General features: G+C 65.5%; 15 protein-coding genes and 1 pseudogene. 6 read left to right on the top strand and 10 right to left on the bottom strand.

Annotated features, from left to right (window positions below):
- Window positions 1–19: 19 nt before the first annotated feature.
- On the bottom strand, window positions 20–673 hold the full coding sequence (locus VL129_RS15695) for a GNAT family N-acetyltransferase (protein ID WP_325414331.1): 654 nt from the start codon (window positions 671–673) through the stop codon (window positions 20–22).
- A 103-nt stretch (window positions 674–776) separates the two neighbouring features.
- Between VL129_RS15695 and xthA the strand changes: the two genes are divergently transcribed.
- The 3 genes from xthA (at window position 777) to VL129_RS15710 (ending at window position 4,143) form a co-directional block, all read left to right on the top strand.
- Window positions 777–1,589, top strand: coding sequence for an exodeoxyribonuclease III (gene xthA, locus VL129_RS15700; protein WP_325414333.1), 813 nt, complete (start codon window positions 777–779; stop codon window positions 1,587–1,589).
- A 101-nt stretch (window positions 1,590–1,690) separates the two neighbouring features.
- Entirely contained in the window at window positions 1,691–3,019 is a 1,329-nt protein-coding gene (locus tag VL129_RS15705; RefSeq protein WP_325414335.1) for a substrate-binding domain-containing protein, read from the top strand.
- 137 nt (window positions 3,020–3,156) lie between these two features.
- Window positions 3,157–4,143 carry a TerC family protein gene (locus VL129_RS15710; RefSeq protein ID WP_325414337.1) on the top strand — a complete coding sequence of 329 codons (987 nt, stop codon included), beginning with the start codon at window positions 3,157–3,159 and terminating at the stop codon, window positions 4,141–4,143.
- Window positions 4,144–4,195: 52 nt separating this feature from the next.
- On the opposite strand, the gene mddA is transcribed toward VL129_RS15710, so the two are convergent.
- The 4 genes from mddA to VL129_RS15730 form a co-directional block, all read right to left on the bottom strand.
- Complete coding sequence (gene mddA / locus VL129_RS15715) at window positions 4,196–4,951, bottom strand: methanethiol S-methyltransferase (protein ID WP_325414339.1); 756 nt, start codon at window positions 4,949–4,951, stop codon at window positions 4,196–4,198.
- Between the two features lie 228 nt (window positions 4,952–5,179).
- Window positions 5,180–7,183, bottom strand: a complete 2,004-nt coding sequence (locus VL129_RS15720) for a hybrid sensor histidine kinase/response regulator (protein ID WP_325414340.1) — start codon at window positions 7,181–7,183, stop codon at window positions 5,180–5,182.
- Between the two features lie 98 nt (window positions 7,184–7,281).
- Window positions 7,282–8,010 carry a response regulator gene (locus VL129_RS15725; protein WP_325414342.1) on the bottom strand — a complete coding sequence of 243 codons (729 nt, stop codon included), beginning with the start codon at window positions 8,008–8,010 and terminating at the stop codon, window positions 7,282–7,284.
- Between the two features lie 48 nt (window positions 8,011–8,058).
- The gene (locus VL129_RS15730; protein ID WP_325414344.1) at window positions 8,059–9,285 is read right to left on the bottom strand and encodes an acyl-CoA dehydrogenase; all 1,227 of its coding nucleotides are present in this window, start codon (window positions 9,283–9,285) and stop codon (window positions 8,059–8,061) included.
- Between the two features lie 139 nt (window positions 9,286–9,424).
- On the opposite strand from VL129_RS15730, the gene VL129_RS15735 reads away from it, so the two are divergent.
- Window positions 9,425–10,324, top strand: a complete 900-nt coding sequence (locus tag VL129_RS15735; RefSeq protein ID WP_325414346.1) for a LysR family transcriptional regulator — start codon at window positions 9,425–9,427, stop codon at window positions 10,322–10,324.
- Between the two features lie 80 nt (window positions 10,325–10,404).
- Here the strand turns inward: VL129_RS15735 and VL129_RS15740 are convergent, their stop codons facing one another.
- Window positions 10,405–10,824: a DUF192 domain-containing protein gene (locus VL129_RS15740; protein WP_325414348.1), complete on the bottom strand. Its 420-nt coding sequence runs from the start codon at window positions 10,822–10,824 to the stop codon at window positions 10,405–10,407.
- A gap of 50 nt (window positions 10,825–10,874) precedes the next feature.
- Window positions 10,875–11,099 (bottom strand): VF530 family protein, encoded by a 225-nt coding sequence (locus VL129_RS15745; RefSeq protein ID WP_325414350.1) that lies wholly within the window; start codon window positions 11,097–11,099, stop codon window positions 10,875–10,877.
- A gap of 139 nt (window positions 11,100–11,238) precedes the next feature.
- Between VL129_RS15745 and VL129_RS15750 the strand changes: the two genes are divergently transcribed.
- Window positions 11,239–11,517 carry a peptidylprolyl isomerase gene (locus VL129_RS15750; RefSeq protein ID WP_325414352.1) on the top strand — a complete coding sequence of 93 codons (279 nt, stop codon included), beginning with the start codon at window positions 11,239–11,241 and terminating at the stop codon, window positions 11,515–11,517.
- 30 nt (window positions 11,518–11,547) lie between these two features.
- Here VL129_RS15750 and VL129_RS15755 read toward each other — a convergent pair whose 3' ends face one another.
- The 3 genes from VL129_RS15755 to VL129_RS15765 form a co-directional block, all read right to left on the bottom strand.
- Window positions 11,548–13,137 (bottom strand): ABC-F family ATPase, encoded by a 1,590-nt coding sequence (locus VL129_RS15755; protein WP_325414354.1) that lies wholly within the window; start codon window positions 13,135–13,137, stop codon window positions 11,548–11,550.
- Window positions 13,138–13,229: 92 nt separating this feature from the next.
- Complete coding sequence (locus tag VL129_RS15760; protein ID WP_325414356.1) at window positions 13,230–13,586, bottom strand: DUF1294 domain-containing protein; 357 nt, start codon at window positions 13,584–13,586, stop codon at window positions 13,230–13,232.
- Window positions 13,583–14,413, bottom strand: a complete 831-nt coding sequence (locus VL129_RS15765; protein ID WP_325414358.1) for an undecaprenyl-diphosphate phosphatase — start codon at window positions 14,411–14,413, stop codon at window positions 13,583–13,585. Before VL129_RS15765 ends, VL129_RS15760 begins: the two co-directional genes overlap by 4 nt.
- Before the next feature lie 370 nt (window positions 14,414–14,783).
- Here VL129_RS15765 and VL129_RS17240 point away from each other — a divergent pair.
- Window positions 14,784–15,497: pseudogene (locus VL129_RS17240) on the top strand (cache domain-containing protein); the annotation flags it as partial.
- Window positions 15,498–15,544: the final 47 nt, after the last annotated feature.

Below are 15,544 nucleotides of genomic sequence, written 5' to 3' on the forward strand. Positions count from 1 at the left end.
GAAAAAGGTAGCAGCCGCGCTATCCGGAGACGCCAGCCAGAGGTTGGGGATTGGGGTGGAAGAATACATGTTCTCGCACCGGTCCGATGGCCACCTCGCCGATTTCCCGGTAGCCGTTGCGCCGGTAGAACTCCAGGTACTGCTGATTGCCGGTGTCCAGCACGATGCCATGGGACTGACTGTCCTCGGCGCACCAGTTGTGCAGCGCGGCCAGCAGCTGCTCGCCGTAGCCCCGGCCCTGATAGTCGGGCAGCACACCCAGCAGCGGCAGCAGGTGATGCGGGCCGGGCGGCACGCAAGCCATCACCGCTGCATAGAACTCCAGGTAGCGGCGCGTGGCGCGACGGCCGGCGCCGAGCAGCATGCGCAGCCGCCAGCCCCAGCTTTCCGTCACTTCCAGGCGACGCTCCGGCGGGGCGACCAGCGCGATGCCGATCAGTCGATCGTTCTGCACCAGCCCCAACGCCGGGCGCTGCTCATCGATGTGATTGCGCAACAATTCACGCAAGGTGGTGCGCAGCCGGTGGTCATAACCCGGCCGCTCGGCATCCATCAGCCAGCGGAAGGTCGGGTCGTTGCGATAGGCGCGAAACAGTAGCGAGGCGGCTTCCGGTCCGTAGCTGCTGTCCAGCAGGCAGACTTCGGCGGATTCGGTGGCGTGGCGGGTGGGCATGCGGTCTCTCCCTGGTCGGTGCTGAAGCGCCTCGGACGGGATCGGGTGGTCGCCGCAAGCTCCCTTGGGCTAGCATCGCGGTTTTGACTCGGGACCCGCCGTCATGAAGTTCGTTTCATTCAACATCAATGGCCTGCGCGCCCGACCGCACCAGCTGGCGGCGCTGATCGAGAAGCATCAGCCCGATGTGATCGGCTTGCAGGAGACCAAGGTGTCCGACGAGCAGTTCCCGCTGGAGATGGTCGAGGCGCTGGGCTATCACGTGCACTACCACGGGCAGAAGAGCCACTACGGCGTGGCGATGTTGTCCCGCCAGGCGCCGCTGACCGTGTTCAAGGGCTTCCCCTGGGACGGCGAAGAGTCGCAGAAGCGGCTGATCGGCGCCAGTTTCGCGATGCCCGACGGGCAGATCGTTCAGGTGCTCAACGGCTACTTCCCCCAGGGCGAGAATCGTGACCATCCGCTGAAGTTTCCGGCCAAGACGCGCTTCTATGCCGACCTGCAGCGGCTGCTGGAAGAACAGTACCGCCCTGACCAGCCCCTGGTGGTCATGGGCGATTTCAACATCTCGCCACAGGACTGCGATATCGGCATCGGCGCGGAAAACGCCAAACGCTGGCTGCGCACCGGCAAGTGCAGCTTCCTGCCCGAGGAGCGCGAGTGGATGGAGCGTCTGAAGGCCTGGGGCCTGGTGGACAGCTTCCGCCACCTGCACCCCGAGGTGAGCGACCGCTTCAGCTGGTTCGACTATCGCAGCCGCGGCTTCGAGGACGAGCCGCGTCGCGGCCTGCGCATCGACCTGATCCTGGCTTCCACGGCCCTGCAAGGTCGCTTCCGGGACGCGGGCGTGGATTACGACCTGCGCGCCATGGACAAGCCTTCCGACCACGCGCCTATCTGGCTGGAAATCGCCTGAAGTGCTCCATCTCGCATCGTTCGGGTGTGCAACCGCGTTGTAACGCAACCGTCATGAAGCGACTCTAGCCTTGCGCGGCATCAGTCTGCCGGAGTCGCCGCATGTCGCTGCTGCGTGCCTTGCTTGCCGTTTTCCTGCTGTCCGCTGGCGTGCCGAGCGTCGCCAGCCCACAAGCCACTCCCCTGCTGCGCATCCAGGGTTCCAATACCGTCGGGGCCGCCCTGGCGCCCGCGCTCGTCGAGGGGCTGTTGCGTCAGCAGGGCTTTCAGGACATCACGCGTCAGCCGGGGGCGCTGGAAAACGAACAGACCGTGCGGGCCCGCCAGGCGGAGGGGCCCTGGGTGCGCATCGCCATCGCCGCGCATGGCTCCAGCACCGGTTTCCGGGCGCTGCGCGAGGGCAGCGCGGAACTCGCCGCCTCCTCCCGACCGGTGAAGGACGCCGAGGTGCATGCCCTCGCCGCACGCGGCGACCTGCGCTCGCGGGCTTCCGAACAGGTGATCGCTATCGACGGCCTGGCCGTCATCGTTCACCCCACCAACCCGCTGCGGAGTCTGGCCGTCGACCAGTTGGCGGCGCTGTTCTCCGGAGAACTGCGCAACTGGCGGGCACTGGGCGGACCGGATGCGCCGGTGCGTCTGTATGCCCGCGACGATCAGTCCGGCACCTACGACACCTTCAAGGAGCTGGTCCTGGTGCCCCAGGGCCAGCAACTGGACGCCGGCGCCCGGCGCTTCGAGTCCAACGACCGGCTTTCCGAGGCCGTCATGGCCGATCCGCTGGGCATCGGCTTCGTCGGCCTGGCCTCGGTTGGCCAGGCGCGCGCGCTGGCCATTTCCGCCGGCGGTGCCCAGGCGCTGCTACCCAGTCCGGACAGTGTCGCCACCGAGGACTATCCACTGTCACGCCGCCTGTTCCTCTACCGTGCGCCTGACGACGCCAGCCCCTGGGCGCAGGCACTGATCGATTACGCCCAGAGCGCCGAAGGCCAGCGCATCGTCGAGCGGGTGGGGTTCATTGGCCAGGCCGTGCGTGCCATCCCGGTCGAGGCGCACGCCAACCTGCCCGGCGACTATCGCGAGCTGGCGCAAACCGGCCGGCGCCTGTCGATCAATTTCCGCTTCCAGGAAGGCAGCGCCCAGCTGGACAACAAGGCGATGCGTGATCTGGAGCGCGTGCGCGACTACCTGAATGCGAGCGCCGGGGAGGATGCCCAGCTGGTGCTGGTGGGTTTCGGTGACGCCAAGAACGACCCGAGCCGCGCCCGCCTGTTGTCGCGCCTGCGCGCCGAGACGGTGCGCCGCGCGCTGTCGCGCCTGGGCGTGACGAATTCGCAGGTGCTGGGCATCGGCGATGACCTGCCGGTGGCCGACAACCAGGCCGAATCCGGGCGCATCCGCAACCGCCGGGTGGAAGTCTGGATTCGCTGAAAGCCGACCGTTGCATTGCCGGAACTACGCGCATAGCCTATTGCGCGCAGTGACGCCGGGCCCCTCTGGCGGTGGGCTTCCCACCGTGATGTCGGAGTCAGCTGTTTCCGACAATCCAATGCTGGAGGGCCTGACCGATGCATCCGTTCGACTTCTTATCGACCCCCTTCCTGGGCACCCCGGCCTGGTTCTGGCTGGGTTTCCTCGCCATCGTCATCCTGCTGCTGGTCCTTGACCTCGGCGTCCTGCACCGCGAAGAGCGCGAAATCGAAATGCGCGAAAGCCTGCTGCTGTACAGCGGCTATTTCAGCGTCGGCGTGCTGTTCGGTGCCTGGGTATGGTTCGAGCTCGGCGCGCAGAGCGCCATGGAGTTCTACACCGGCTTTCTGGTCGAGCAGTCGCTGTCCATGGACAACGTGTTCGTGATGGCGATGATCTTCGGCGCCTTCGGCATTCCGCGTCGCTATCAGCACCGCGTGCTGTTCTGGGGCATCATCGGTGTGGTGGTGCTGCGCGCCATCATGATCGGCCTGGGCACCGCGCTGGTGAAGGAGTTCGAGTGGGTGCTCTACCTGTTCGGCGCCTTCCTGCTGCTGTCCGGGGTGAAGATGCTGTTCCAGAAGGATGAGGAAGCGCACCCGGATCTGGAAAACAACCGCATGATCCGCTTCGTGCGTCGCCACCTGCGCATGACCGACTCCCTGCACGACGGCCGCTTCTTCGTGCGCCTGAAGCCGGCGGGCGCCGAACGTGCCCTGCTCTACGCCACGCCGCTGTTCCTCTGCCTGGTGCTGATCGAGCTGGCTGACCTGGTGTTCGCCGTGGACAGCGTGCCGGCGGTGTTCGCCATCACCCAGGACCCGTTCATCGTCTACACCTCGAACATCTTCGCCATCCTCGGCCTGCGTTCGCTGTACTTCGCCCTGGCGGCGCTGATGCACCGTTTCGTGTACCTCAAGTACGCCCTGGCGCTGGTGCTGATCTTCATCGGCGGCAAGATCTTCGCCCATGGCTTCATCGGCAAGGTGCCCGCCGTGCTGTCGCTCGGCGTGACCCTCGGCCTGCTGGCCGGCGGCGTGCTGCTCTCGCTGCTCAAGACCCGCGACACGCCGGCGCGGCACTGACCGGTCGAACATGACAAGGGCGCCTGACGGCGCCCTTGTCATTTCAGGCGGATCAGATCGCCTCGTCGAGCGGCTCGGCGGCCTGGCGCAACCGGGGCAGCAGCATGGGCACGCGGCGCCGGTAATCGGCGTACTCGGGATGCGCGGCGAGCAGGTCGTGCTCCTCGAAGCTGATCGCCGCCAGGATGTAGGCCGCGGTCACCAGGGCGAACAGCATGTGGGTGACGCTCATCTGCGGCGTGCACCAGATGGCGAAGAACCAGCCGACGTACAGCGGATGCCGCACCAACCGGTAGGCGCCCGGGGTCTTGAACGCCAGCGGCCGGTAGGCCTGGCCGCGCAGCTGCAGCCAGACCTGGCGCAGGCCGAACAGATCGAAGTGATTGATCAGGAAGGTGCTGTACAGCACCAGCGCCCAGCCGAAGGCGAAGCCGGCGTACATCAGCACCTGCCCGGCGGTGCTCTGCAGCGACCAGACCTGCCCGCCGAGCGGCTGCCAGAAGCGGAAGAGCAGGATCAGCGCCAGGCTGGAAAACAGCACATAGGTGCTGCGCTCGGCGGCCGCCGGGATGATCCGCGTCCACAGCGCCTTGAAGGCCGGCCGCGCCATCAGGCTGTGCTGCACGGCGAACAGGGTCAGCAGCAACAGGTCGATGAGCAACGCCGGCGTGGTGGCCATCCGCGGCGCGCCGTCGATGGTGCGCGGCACGCCGGGCAGATCACCGACAAAGGCGATGGCGTAGAGGAAGGTGGCGAAGAATACGGCGTAGCAGAGGATGCCGTAGACGAAGAGGGTGAGGCGTTTCATCGGAACCTCCCGGGCATCAGCCGGCGTGACGCTGGCTTTCGGCCAGGTAGATGAAGAACAACTGGTCGGAATCGAGGTACGCGCGCAGCCAGTGCATGGCGCGGGTCAGGGATGAGCGGTGCATGGGAACCTCCGGTGACGGCTGCCTTGGGTGGCAGTCGAGGCCAGTATTTGCCCCGTGCGTATCGCGTCGATGTCGGAGTGCTGCGACTGTGTTGCCGAAGGGTTTCAGCCTGGCAGCCGATCACTCAGCCAGTCGTGCAGCACCGGCGCGGCCACCGGCTTGTGCAGCAGGCTGAGGCCGAGGCGCCGCGCGAGGCGCTCGTCGTCCGGATCGCTGAAGCCGGTGTGCAGGGCGATCGGCAGCTCCGCGCGTACCGCCAGGACCTGCTTGGCCAGCGCCAGGCCACACAGGCGCGGCATGCTCTGGTCGAGGATCAGCGCATCCCACGCTCCGGGCTCCGCCAGCAACGCCGCGCGCGCCTGCTCGGCGTCGTTCCAGACGGTGACCTGCAGTCCCCAGCGACTCAGGCAATCCTTCAGGTACTCGCCCACCAGCGGATCGTCGTCCACCACGCCGACCCGCCCGCGCAGCTGCTCACGCGGCGTCTCACGGTCGCCGGCCGGCTGCGCCGACACGGCCGGTGAACCCTGCAGGCCGGGCAGCAGCACCTCGAAGCGGGCGCCTTGTCCCGGCTGGCTGTACAGCAGCAGGTGGCCGCCGTACTCGTGGACCAGGCCGTGCACCATGGACAGCCCCATGCCACTGCCCTGCCCTGGCGGCTTGGTGGTGTAGAAGGGTTCGAAGATGGTGTGCTGAACGGGCTCGTCGATACCGGGACCGCTGTCTTCCACGCACAGCGCCTGGAAGTCGCCGGCGATACGCTGCTGGCAGGACGCGCACAGGCCGTCCACCAGGCTGCGCGCGCGCAGTGCGACGCGCAGCCGTCCGCTGCCGCCCATGGCGTCGCGGGCATTGATGCACAGGTTCATCAGCACCTGTTCCAGTTGCAGCGGGTCGATCCGCACCGGCGCCAGGCCCTGATCGAGCCGCACGTCGAACTCGATGCCCGCCGGCAGGGCGGACTGCAGCAGCGGGCGAAACTCCTCGATCAGCGCGGCCAGCGACACCACGCGCGGCTGGCCCCGGCTGCCACGGCTGAACACCAGCATCTGGCGGATCAGGTCGCGGGCCTTCTCGGCCGACTGGCGGATGCGCCCGAGGTAACGGCCGAGCGGCGCGTCGCCGCGCTCGCCCGCCAGTTCCTCGGCCATCTGGGTGTAGCCGAGCATGCTGGTCAGCAGGTTGTTGAAGTCATGGGCGATGCCGCCGGTCAGGTGACCGATGGCTTCCATGCGCTGGGCCTGGCGCAACTGCTGTTCGAGCGCCTCCCGTTCCACCTCGGCGGCGACCCGCACCGAGAAGATGCGCAGCACCGACTCCACCCGTTCGCGTTCCGGCAGCCCGGTGGCATGGCCGACGGCGATCAGCCCCAGCGGCCTGCCATCGCTGGCGAACAGCGGGTAGCCGGCATAGCTGTCGATGCGGATGTGCCCTAACAGCGCATCCAGCGGGTAGCGTTCACCCAGGCCCCGCGGGATGTACAGGAAGCGCTGGCCGAACACCTCCGCACAGGGGGTGCCCTGCAGCACGTAATCGAAGTTGTCGATGGGCTCGCCCTGGTAACTGGCCGCCAGGGTGGCCAGGTGGGTGCTGTCCGGCCGGCTGGCGTGGCTGACGAAGGCGAAGTCCACCTGCAGGGAAGACGCCAGATAGCGCACGGTGGCGGGAAACACCGCGTTGCCGGTGCTCCGTGACACGCCCAGGGCGACATGCCGCAAGGCGTCCTCGGTGCGCTTGCGCTCGCTGATATCGGCGGCGATGCCCCCTACGCCCACCAGTTGGCCATGGTTGTCGCAGATCGGGAATTTGGTGGTCAGATAGGTGTACTGGCGCCCCTGCCAGAGCACCTGTTCCTCCACTTCGATGGAGCGTCCCTGCTCGACCACGCGGCGGTCGTTGCACAGCAGGGCATCGGCGATCTCGCTCGGAAACAGCTCATGGTCGTCGCGGCTCAGCACCCGCTCGGCGGACACGCCGAACAGGCGCTCGAAGGCGGGATTGACCAGCCGGTAGCGGCCTTCGATGTCCTTGATGAAGATCACCGCGCTGCTGTTGTCGACGATCTGCCGCAGCGGATTGCCCGCTTCAGGCCAGGTGCGCTTGCCCATGACGCCCACCCCGCGTGCGGTGTGTCAGTTCAGCGCCAGTATAGGAAGCGCCCCGCCGCGCCGGCCGGCCGGAAACCGGACTGAAACAATTGAAACCTTCAACGCCGTCCGGTCACCAGCATGTAGCCGACCCCGCGCAGGGTGCGGATGATCTGCGGCTTTTCCGGGTCGTCCTCGAGCTTGCGGCGCAGCCGGGCGATGCGGATGTCGATGGAGCGGTCGAACGGGTTCCAGTCGCGGTTCTGGGTCAGGTTGAGCAACTGGTCGCGGCTCAGTGGCCGGTTCGGGCGCTGGGCGAAGGCCTGCAGCAGGTCGAACTCCATGGCGGTCAGCTCGATGTCCGCGCCCTGCTCGTCGAGCAGCCGGCGACTGTCCAGCTCCAGACGGAAGCGCCCGAGCGGAATGCCGGTCGGCACGGCCGGTTGCGGCTCGACCGGTTCCGGCGCAGCCGGAGCGGCGCGATAGCGACGCAACACGCTGCGCACCCGCGCGAGCAGTTCGCGCAGCTCGAAGGGCTTGGCCAGATAGTCGTCGGCGCCGACCTCCAGGCCGACGATGCGGTCCAGCGGCGTACCGGCGCCGGAAATCATGATCACCGGCAGGTCGTGATGCTCGCGCAGAAAGCGCGCCAGGCTCAGGCCGTCCTCGCCGGGCAGGCCGACATCCAGCAGCACCAGATCGGGCACCTGCGCGGCCAGGGCCTGACGCAGGGCGGCGCTGTCGGCGCAGCCGTCCACCCGGTAACCCTGGCCGCCGAGGTAGTCGCCCAGCAGGCGGCGCACCTCGGCGTCGTCATCCACCACCAGCAGTCGCGCCTGTTCCGCCATACCCCTGCCCTCGCTGCACACTCTCAGCTTAGACAGGGTGCGTCCGCCTCAGCGACCGCGCAGCGCCTCGCGCGGCACGTACTTGGCCAGTTCATGCTTGCCGATGCTCGCGCGGTGCACCTCGTCCGGGCCATCGGCCAGGCGCAGGGTGCGCTGCATGGCGTACCAGTAGGCCAGCGGGAAGTCCTGGCATACCCCGGCGCCACCGTGCATCTGGATGGCGCGGTCGATCACCCGCAGCGCCACGTTGGGCGCCACCACCTTGATCTGCGCGATCTCGCTGGCCGCCACCTTGTTGCCCACGGTGTCCATCATGTACGCGGCATTCAGGGTCAGCAGGCGGGCCATGTTGATCTCGGTGCGCGAGTCGGCGATGTGGTCCAGGTTGCCGCCCAGGCGTGCCAGTGGCTTGCCGAAGGCGGTGCGGCTGACCGAGCGCTTGCACATCAGTTCCAGGGCGCGTTCGGCCATGCCGATCGAGCGCATGCAGTGGTGGATGCGCCCCGGCCCGAGGCGGCCCTGGGCGATCTCGAAGCCGCGACCCTCGCCGAGGATGACGTTCTCGTAGGGCACGCGCACGTTCTCGAACAGCACCTCGGCGTGGCCGTGGGGCGCGTCGTCGTAGCCGAACACGTGCAGCGGGCGCACCACGGTCACCCCGGGCGTGTCCTTGGGCACCAGGATCATCGAATGCTGCTGGTGGCGCGGGTTGTCCGGGTTGGTCAGGCCCATGAAGATCAGCACGGTGCAGCGCGGGTCGCTGGCGCCGGAGGTCCACCACTTGCGGCCGTTGATTACCCACTCGTCGCCGTCACGCCGGGCGCTGGCCTGCATGTTGGTGGCGTCCGAGGAGGCCACGCCGGGCTCGGTCATGGCAAAGCCGGAACGGATCTCGCCGGCCAGCAGCGGTTCGAGCCAGCGCTGCTTCTGTTCGGCGCTGCCGTAACGGACCAGCACCTCCATGTTGCCGGTGTCCGGGGCGGAGCAGTTGAACGGCTCCGGACCGATCAGCGAACGGCCCATGATCTCGGCCAGGGGAGCGTATTCCAGGTTGGAAAGACCGGCCCCGTATTCCGATTCCGGCAGGAACAGGTTCCACAGCCCCTGCGCCTTGGCTTCGGCCTTCAGCGTTTCCATGATCGCCGTGGGTTGCCAGCGATCACCCTCGGCCACCTGTTGCTCGAACACCGACTCGGCGGGATAAACGTGTTCTTCCATGAACGCGGTAAGCCGCTCACGCAGCTGTTGCACCTTGGGCGAGTAGGCGAAATCCATGCTGATACACCTTGTGCTGATCGAAGATGATCGAATCCTAGGTCAGCCAGATGGATTTACCCAGCCTATTTTTGGCGTGTATAAACATTCATAACCTGGATAATATTCGGCACGCTCGTTTTCAGAAGGGAATTCCGCCATGGCACCTGGCAAGGTCGATCTCAACCTGTTCATCGTTTTCGATGCCATCTACAGCGAAGCCAACCTGACCCGCGCCGGGCAGATCGTCGGCATCACCCAGCCGGCGGTGTCCAATGCCCTGGCGCGCCTGCGCGAGACCTTCAACGACCCGCTGTTCGTGCGCACTGCCCAGGGCATGGTGCCCACCCCCATGGCGCAGAACATCATCGGGCCGGTGCGTCAGGCGCTCCAGCTGCTGCGGGTGTCGGTGCAGGAAAGCCGCACCTTCATCCCCGCCGAGGCCGCCAAGACGTTCCGCATCGGCATGACCGACCTCAGCGAGGCGCTGCTGCTGCCGCCGCTGTTCCAGCGTCTCGGCCGCCTGGCGCCGCAGGTGCGCATCGAAAGCACCCTGGCGCGGCGCCGGGAAACCACCAGCGAGCTGGCCGCCGGCAAGCTGGATTTCGCGGTGGACGTGCCGCTCAACAGCGACCCGCAGGTGCGCCACGTCAAGCTGCTCGAAGACCGTTTCGTCTGCGCCATGCGCCCCGGACATCCGCTGGCCGCCGGGCCGCTGACCCTGGAAAACTACCTGGGCGCGGGGCATATCCAGATATCCAGTCGCCGCAACGGTCTGGGTTATGTGGACCTTGCGCTTGGCAAGCTGGGCCGGCAGCGACGCATCGCCCTGCGCTCGCCGCATTACCTGATGGCCACCCGGGTGCTGCACGACACCAACCTGCTGCTCACCGTGCCGGAGCGCTTCGCCCGTCAGCAAGCGCTGCATGTGGTCGAACTGCCGGTGACGGATGTGCCGACGCTGGCCAGCCATCTCTACTGGCATGAGAGCACCGATCAGGACCCGGCCAACCGCTGGATGCGTGAGCAGCTGATCGACATTGCCGAACGTATTTCCTGAGGCCATTTCTGGGAAATCGTCTCAGGTGGCTGATTTAGCGCGGAAAAACACTTCTTGATGTTTTACGTGAACTGCCGCGCTCAGTCCGAGGGCAGACCGGCAACTGGCGCGCCGGGCGCGACGCCGCGCTGGGCAAACCAGCCCTGGTTGGCCTCGACGGCATAGCGCGCCGGCGCGCTGGAGCACTTCACGGTGAGATCGTGGGGCTGCAGGTCAACCAGGTTGATGACCCGCCCCTCTTCATCCAGAAACGCCGCCGACAGGGGCAGGGGCGTGTTCTTCATCCACAGGCACTGGCTCTTCAGCTGCGGGAAGCGAAACAGCATGCCGGCGGACTCGGCCAGTTCGGTACGCTCCATCAGGCCGCGCTGGCGATCCTTGTCCCTGAACACGTATTCGGTCTGCAGCGGGTGGCCGTTGAAGGTCAGCGTCAGCGTGCGCGGTTCGGCGAGCGCCGGGCCGGCGCCGCACAGTACGCCGATGAGCAACAGCCTGCGCATGGCTCAAGCCTCCCCGAGCAATCGATGACTCACTATAGCCAGCGCGGGCGTCAAGCCTTGCCCTGACGCAGTTGCACGAACAGCGCCTCGACCTTTTCCCGCGCCCAGGGCGTCTTGCGCAGGAACGTCAGGCTCGACTTGATGCTCGGGTTGCTGCTGAAGCAGCGGATATCGATGCGTTGCGCCAGACCCGGCCAGCCGTAATGGGCCACCAGCTCGGTGAGCAGCTGTTCCAGAGTGACGCCGTGCAACGGGTTCTTCGTGCTGGGATTCATGTAAGGCATGTGACGTGTGGGTGAGGTCGGCAGCTTAGTGGCGCGTGGCGCCTGCCTGCCAGCGGTTTTTCGGTGGCGCGCGTTGAGCCGGTGCCGCGAAGCCGGCAGAATGCCGCCCCCGCCACGAGGAGCATCGACAATGGCCAAAGCCATGGCACGCCACATCCTGGTCAAGACCGAAGCCGAAGCGGCGCAACTGAAGAAGCGCCTGGCCGCCGGCGAGCCGTTCGACAAGCTGGCGAAGAAGCACTCCACCTGCCCGTCCGGCAAGCGCGGCGGCGATCTCGGTGAGGTGCGGCCGGGACAGATGGTGCGCGCGATCGACGAGGTGATCTTCAAGAAGGCCGTGGGCGAGATCCACGGCCCGGTGAAATCCCAGTTCGGCTATCACCTGGTGCAGGTGTTCTACCGCGAGTAAAGGCGCCGCGTTGCGGCGCCCTGCCCTGCGTTAAACGAGAACGCCCTGGCTGCGCAGGTAGTCGTCGTAGCTGCCGCTGAAGTCGGTCACGCCGTTTTCCGACAGCTCGATGATGCGTGTGGCCAGCGAGGAGACGAACTCACGGTCATGGCTGACGAAGACCAGCGTGCCCGGGTAGTTCTCCAGCGCCAGGTTGAGCGCCTCGATGGATTCCATGTCCAGGTGGTTGGTCGGTTCGTCCATCACCAGCACGTTGGGCTTGTTCAGAATCAGCTTGCCGAACAGCATGCGACCCTGCTCGCCACCGGAGATGACCTTCACCGACTTCTTGATCTCGTCGTTGGAGAACAGCATGCGGCCCAGGGTGCCGCGCACCAGCTGCTCGCCGCCCTGGGTCCACTGGGACATCCAGTCGAACAGGGTGACGTCATCCTCGAAGTCCTCGGCATGGTCCTGGGCGAAGTAACCGACCTCGGCGCTTTCCGTCCACTTCACCTCGCCGGCCATCGGCGGCATCTCGCCGACCAGGGTACGCAGCAGGGTGGTCTTGCCGATGCCGTTGGGGCCGATTATGGCCACGCGCTCGCCGGCCTCGATCTGCAGCGACAGGTTCTTGAACAGCGCGGTGCCGTCGAAGCCCTGGCTGACCTTCTCCAGGGTCACCGCCTGGCGGTGCAGTTTCTTGGTCTGTTCGAAACGGATGAACGGGCTGACGCGGCTGGACGGCTTGACCTCTTCCAGCTGGATCTTGTCGATCTGCCGGGCACGGCTGGTGGCCTGCTTGGCCTTGGAGGCGTTGGCCGAAAAGCGGCTGACGAAGGTCTGCAATTCGGCGATCTGCGCCTTCTTCTTGGCGTTGTCGGACAGCAGGCGCTCGCGGGCCTGGGTCGCGGCGATCATGTATTCGTCGTAGTTGCCCGGGAACAGGCGGATCTCGCCGTAATCCAGGTCGGCCATGTGCGTGCACACGCTGTTCAGGAAGTGACGGTCGTGGGAGATGATGATCATGGTGCTGTTGCGCGCGGTGAGCACGCCTTCCAGCCAGCGGATGGTGTTGATATCCAGGTGGTTGGTCGGTTCGTCGAGCAGCAGCACATCCGGATCGGAGAACAGCGCCTGGGCCAGCAGCACGCGCAGCTTCCAGCCCGGGGCCACCGCGCTCATCGGCCCGAAGTGCTGATCCAGCGGAATGCCGACACCCAGCAGCAGCTCGCCGGCGCGGGACTCGGCGGTGTAGCCGTCCATTTCGGCGAATTCCACTTCCAGCTCGGCCACCGCCATGCCTTCTTCTTCGCTCATCTCCGGCAGCGAATAGAGACGATCGCGCTCGGCCTTGACCTTCCACAGTTGCTCGTGGCCCATGATCACGGTGTCGATCACCGTGTTGTTTTCATAGGCGAACTGGTCCTGACGCAGCTTGCCCAGGCGCGTGTTGGGCTCGAGCATCACCTGACCGGCCGAGGGTTCCAGCTCGCCGCCGAGGATCTTCATGAAGGTGGACTTGCCGCAGCCGTTGGCGCCGATCAGGCCGTAGCGGTTGCCATTGCCGAACTTGACGGAAACGTTTTCGAACAGCGGCTTGGCGCCGAACTGCATGGTGATGTTGGCGGTGGAGATCACGACGGAGAGTACCTGCTAGAACGGCCGGGGGCAAAAAGGGGCGGATTGTACGCCCTTCCCCCGGTTAAAGCAGCCCGCAGGGAAGCGTCCGGTCAGTTGAACAACTGAAGCTCGGCAGGAAGCAGCCAGTACACCCAGAACATCTGGTGCAGGGCCACGATGCCCCAGAACGGCATCAGAAAGCGCAGCTTGCGGGTCTTGTGGCGCAAGCGCAGCTGGGCGATCAGTGCGCCGGGCCAGCCGCCATACAACGCCGCCGCGTGCAGCAGCTTTTCTGGCACGCGCCACCGCCCTTGCCGGGCCTGGCGCTTGTCGTGGCGGTACAGCCAATAGGTCGCCAGGCTGATGAGCAGGTACGCCACCAGCGCGATGGGCAAGCCCAGCAGCAGAGCGCTGCCGACCGGCAGCGCCATCAGCGCGGCAAACAGGACGTAGTGAGCGGGTTTCAACCTTGCGCGGTGCTCCAGTCGATCCATTCGAACTGCCAAGTGGCGAGAATCAGCAAGCCGAACGCGATGCGGTACCAGGCGAACGCCGCGTAGCTGTGATTGCCGATGAACTTTAGCAGCGCCCGTACTGCCAGCATGGCGAAAACGAACGACACCACGAAACCGAGGGCAAACACCGGCAGATCGGCGGGCTGGAACAGGTCGCGGTACTTGTAGCCGGAGTACACCGCCGCGCCAACCATGGTAGGCATGGCCAGGAAGAAGGAAAACTCCGTGGCCGCCTTGCGCGACAGGCCGAACAGCAGGCCGCCGATGATGGTCGATGCCGAGCGCGACGTGCCGGGAATCAGCGCCAGACATTGTGCGCAACCGACCTTGAGCGCCTGGGACCAGCGCATGTCGTCAACCGTTTCGGCATGCACGGCATGGGGACGGTTTTCCGCCCAGAGCATCACTACGCCACCCACCACTAGAGCGGCCGCCACGGTGATGGGGTTAAAGAGAAACGCGTGAATCAGATCGGAAAAAATCACGCCGATCACGGCCGCCGGCAGAAAGGCCAGCAACAGGTTAAATGTGAAGTTTTGTGCGGAGCGCTGGCGCGGCAGGCCAACTACCACATCGAGGATCTTGCGGCGGTACTCCCATACCACGGCCAGGATGGCGCCCAGCTGGATGATGATATTGAAGGCCCTGGCCCGTTCCCCCCCGAAACCGATCAGGTCGGCCACAATGATCTGATGGCCGGTACTTGAAATGGGCAGAAACTCGGTAATCCCCTCAACAATGCCTAGCAGCAGAGCCTGAAAGGCGGTCCAAAGATCCATAACGCTCCTTAGTGGGCGGCGCGCAGCGCCCGTTGCGAATGAGCCGGTATCAGGGCCGGCGGCAGGCGCGCAATGCTAGCAGAGCTGGCGGGCGACGGAAAAACGTTGTTTTCCCGACATTCGGCTATCAGGCCGCCATTATTTTTACTACTTGAGCGGAACTTTATTTGATAGGCGCAGTTTCGCTTCGCCTAAAGGGTAATGGACGAAATGTCGCACCTTGATGCAACTTAGACAGACTTCCGGCAACCTGTTGGCGCGAACACGCCAAAGTTGAACCGTAAAATAATGATCAGGGTTAATACACATGTCGCTGCGTTCCTTGCCTATTCGTCACAGACTTTGGCTTATTCTCGCTCTTTTCCTGCTGATGCTGGTCTTCCAGGGCGTATTCCAGCTCCAGCAGCTCTACGATGATCTCCATCGCGGAAAGGCGGAAAAGACCCAGCACCTGGTGGAAAGCGCCATCGGTATTCTCCGGCAGTACCACCGGCTGGAGGTCGAAGGGGTAATGGATCGGGCGCAGGCCCAGGCGGAAGCGCAGAAGCTGCTGGGTCAGCTACGTTATGGGGCGAACGACTATTTCTGGATCAACGACCTGCATCCGCGCATGGTCATGCATCCGACCAACCCGAAACTGAATGGCGAATCCCTGCAGAACTACAAGGACCCGGACGGCACCGAACTGTTCAATGTCATGGTCCGCGTGGTCAAGGAGCACGGCGCCGGCACCGTCGATTACCGCTGGCCAAAGCCCGGGCATGACACGCCGGTGCCGAAGATTTCTTATGTTCAGCTGTTCGAGCCCTGGGGCTGGATTCTGGGTACCGGCGTCTACATTGACGACATTCGCCAGCAATTCGTGCAGCAGACCTTCAAGGCTTCGGGCATCGGCCTGGTCATCGTCCTGCTCAGTGGCGTGCTGCTGACCCTGATTGCCCGCAGCATTACCCGTCCTCTGCAGGACGCGGTGCAGGCGATGGCTGGCATCGCCAGCGGCGACGCCGATCTCACACGGCGGCTCGAGACCCGCGGCCGGGACGAGATTCGCGACATGGCGGAGCATTTCAACCATTTCACCGACAACCTGCGCCAACTGGTCGAGCGCCTGCTCAAGGACGCCGCTTCCCT

This window comes from Pseudomonas sp., assembly GCF_035497915.1.
GTDB lineage: Bacteria > Pseudomonadota > Gammaproteobacteria > Pseudomonadales > Pseudomonadaceae > Serpens.

Coding starts and splice junctions, on each gene's coding strand:
- VL129_RS15695 (WP_325414331.1), bottom strand. CDS start 673: ATGCCCACCCGCCACGCCACCGAATCCGCCGAAGTCTGCCTGCTGGAC.
- xthA (WP_325414333.1), top strand. CDS start 777: ATGAAGTTCGTTTCATTCAACATCAATGGCCTGCGCGCCCGACCGCAC.
- VL129_RS15705 (WP_325414335.1), top strand. CDS start 1,691: ATGTCGCTGCTGCGTGCCTTGCTTGCCGTTTTCCTGCTGTCCGCTGGC.
- VL129_RS15710 (WP_325414337.1), top strand. CDS start 3,157: ATGCATCCGTTCGACTTCTTATCGACCCCCTTCCTGGGCACCCCGGCC.
- mddA (WP_325414339.1), bottom strand. CDS start 4,951: ATGAAACGCCTCACCCTCTTCGTCTACGGCATCCTCTGCTACGCCGTA.
- VL129_RS15720 (WP_325414340.1), bottom strand. CDS start 7,183: ATGGGCAAGCGCACCTGGCCTGAAGCGGGCAATCCGCTGCGGCAGATC.
- VL129_RS15725 (WP_325414342.1), bottom strand. CDS start 8,010: ATGGCGGAACAGGCGCGACTGCTGGTGGTGGATGACGACGCCGAGGTG.
- VL129_RS15730 (WP_325414344.1), bottom strand. CDS start 9,285: ATGGATTTCGCCTACTCGCCCAAGGTGCAACAGCTGCGTGAGCGGCTT.
- VL129_RS15735 (WP_325414346.1), top strand. CDS start 9,425: ATGGCACCTGGCAAGGTCGATCTCAACCTGTTCATCGTTTTCGATGCC.
- VL129_RS15740 (WP_325414348.1), bottom strand. CDS start 10,824: ATGCGCAGGCTGTTGCTCATCGGCGTACTGTGCGGCGCCGGCCCGGCG.
- VL129_RS15745 (WP_325414350.1), bottom strand. CDS start 11,099: ATGAATCCCAGCACGAAGAACCCGTTGCACGGCGTCACTCTGGAACAG.
- VL129_RS15750 (WP_325414352.1), top strand. CDS start 11,239: ATGGCCAAAGCCATGGCACGCCACATCCTGGTCAAGACCGAAGCCGAA.
- VL129_RS15765 (WP_325414358.1), bottom strand. CDS start 14,413: ATGGATCTTTGGACCGCCTTTCAGGCTCTGCTGCTAGGCATTGTTGAG.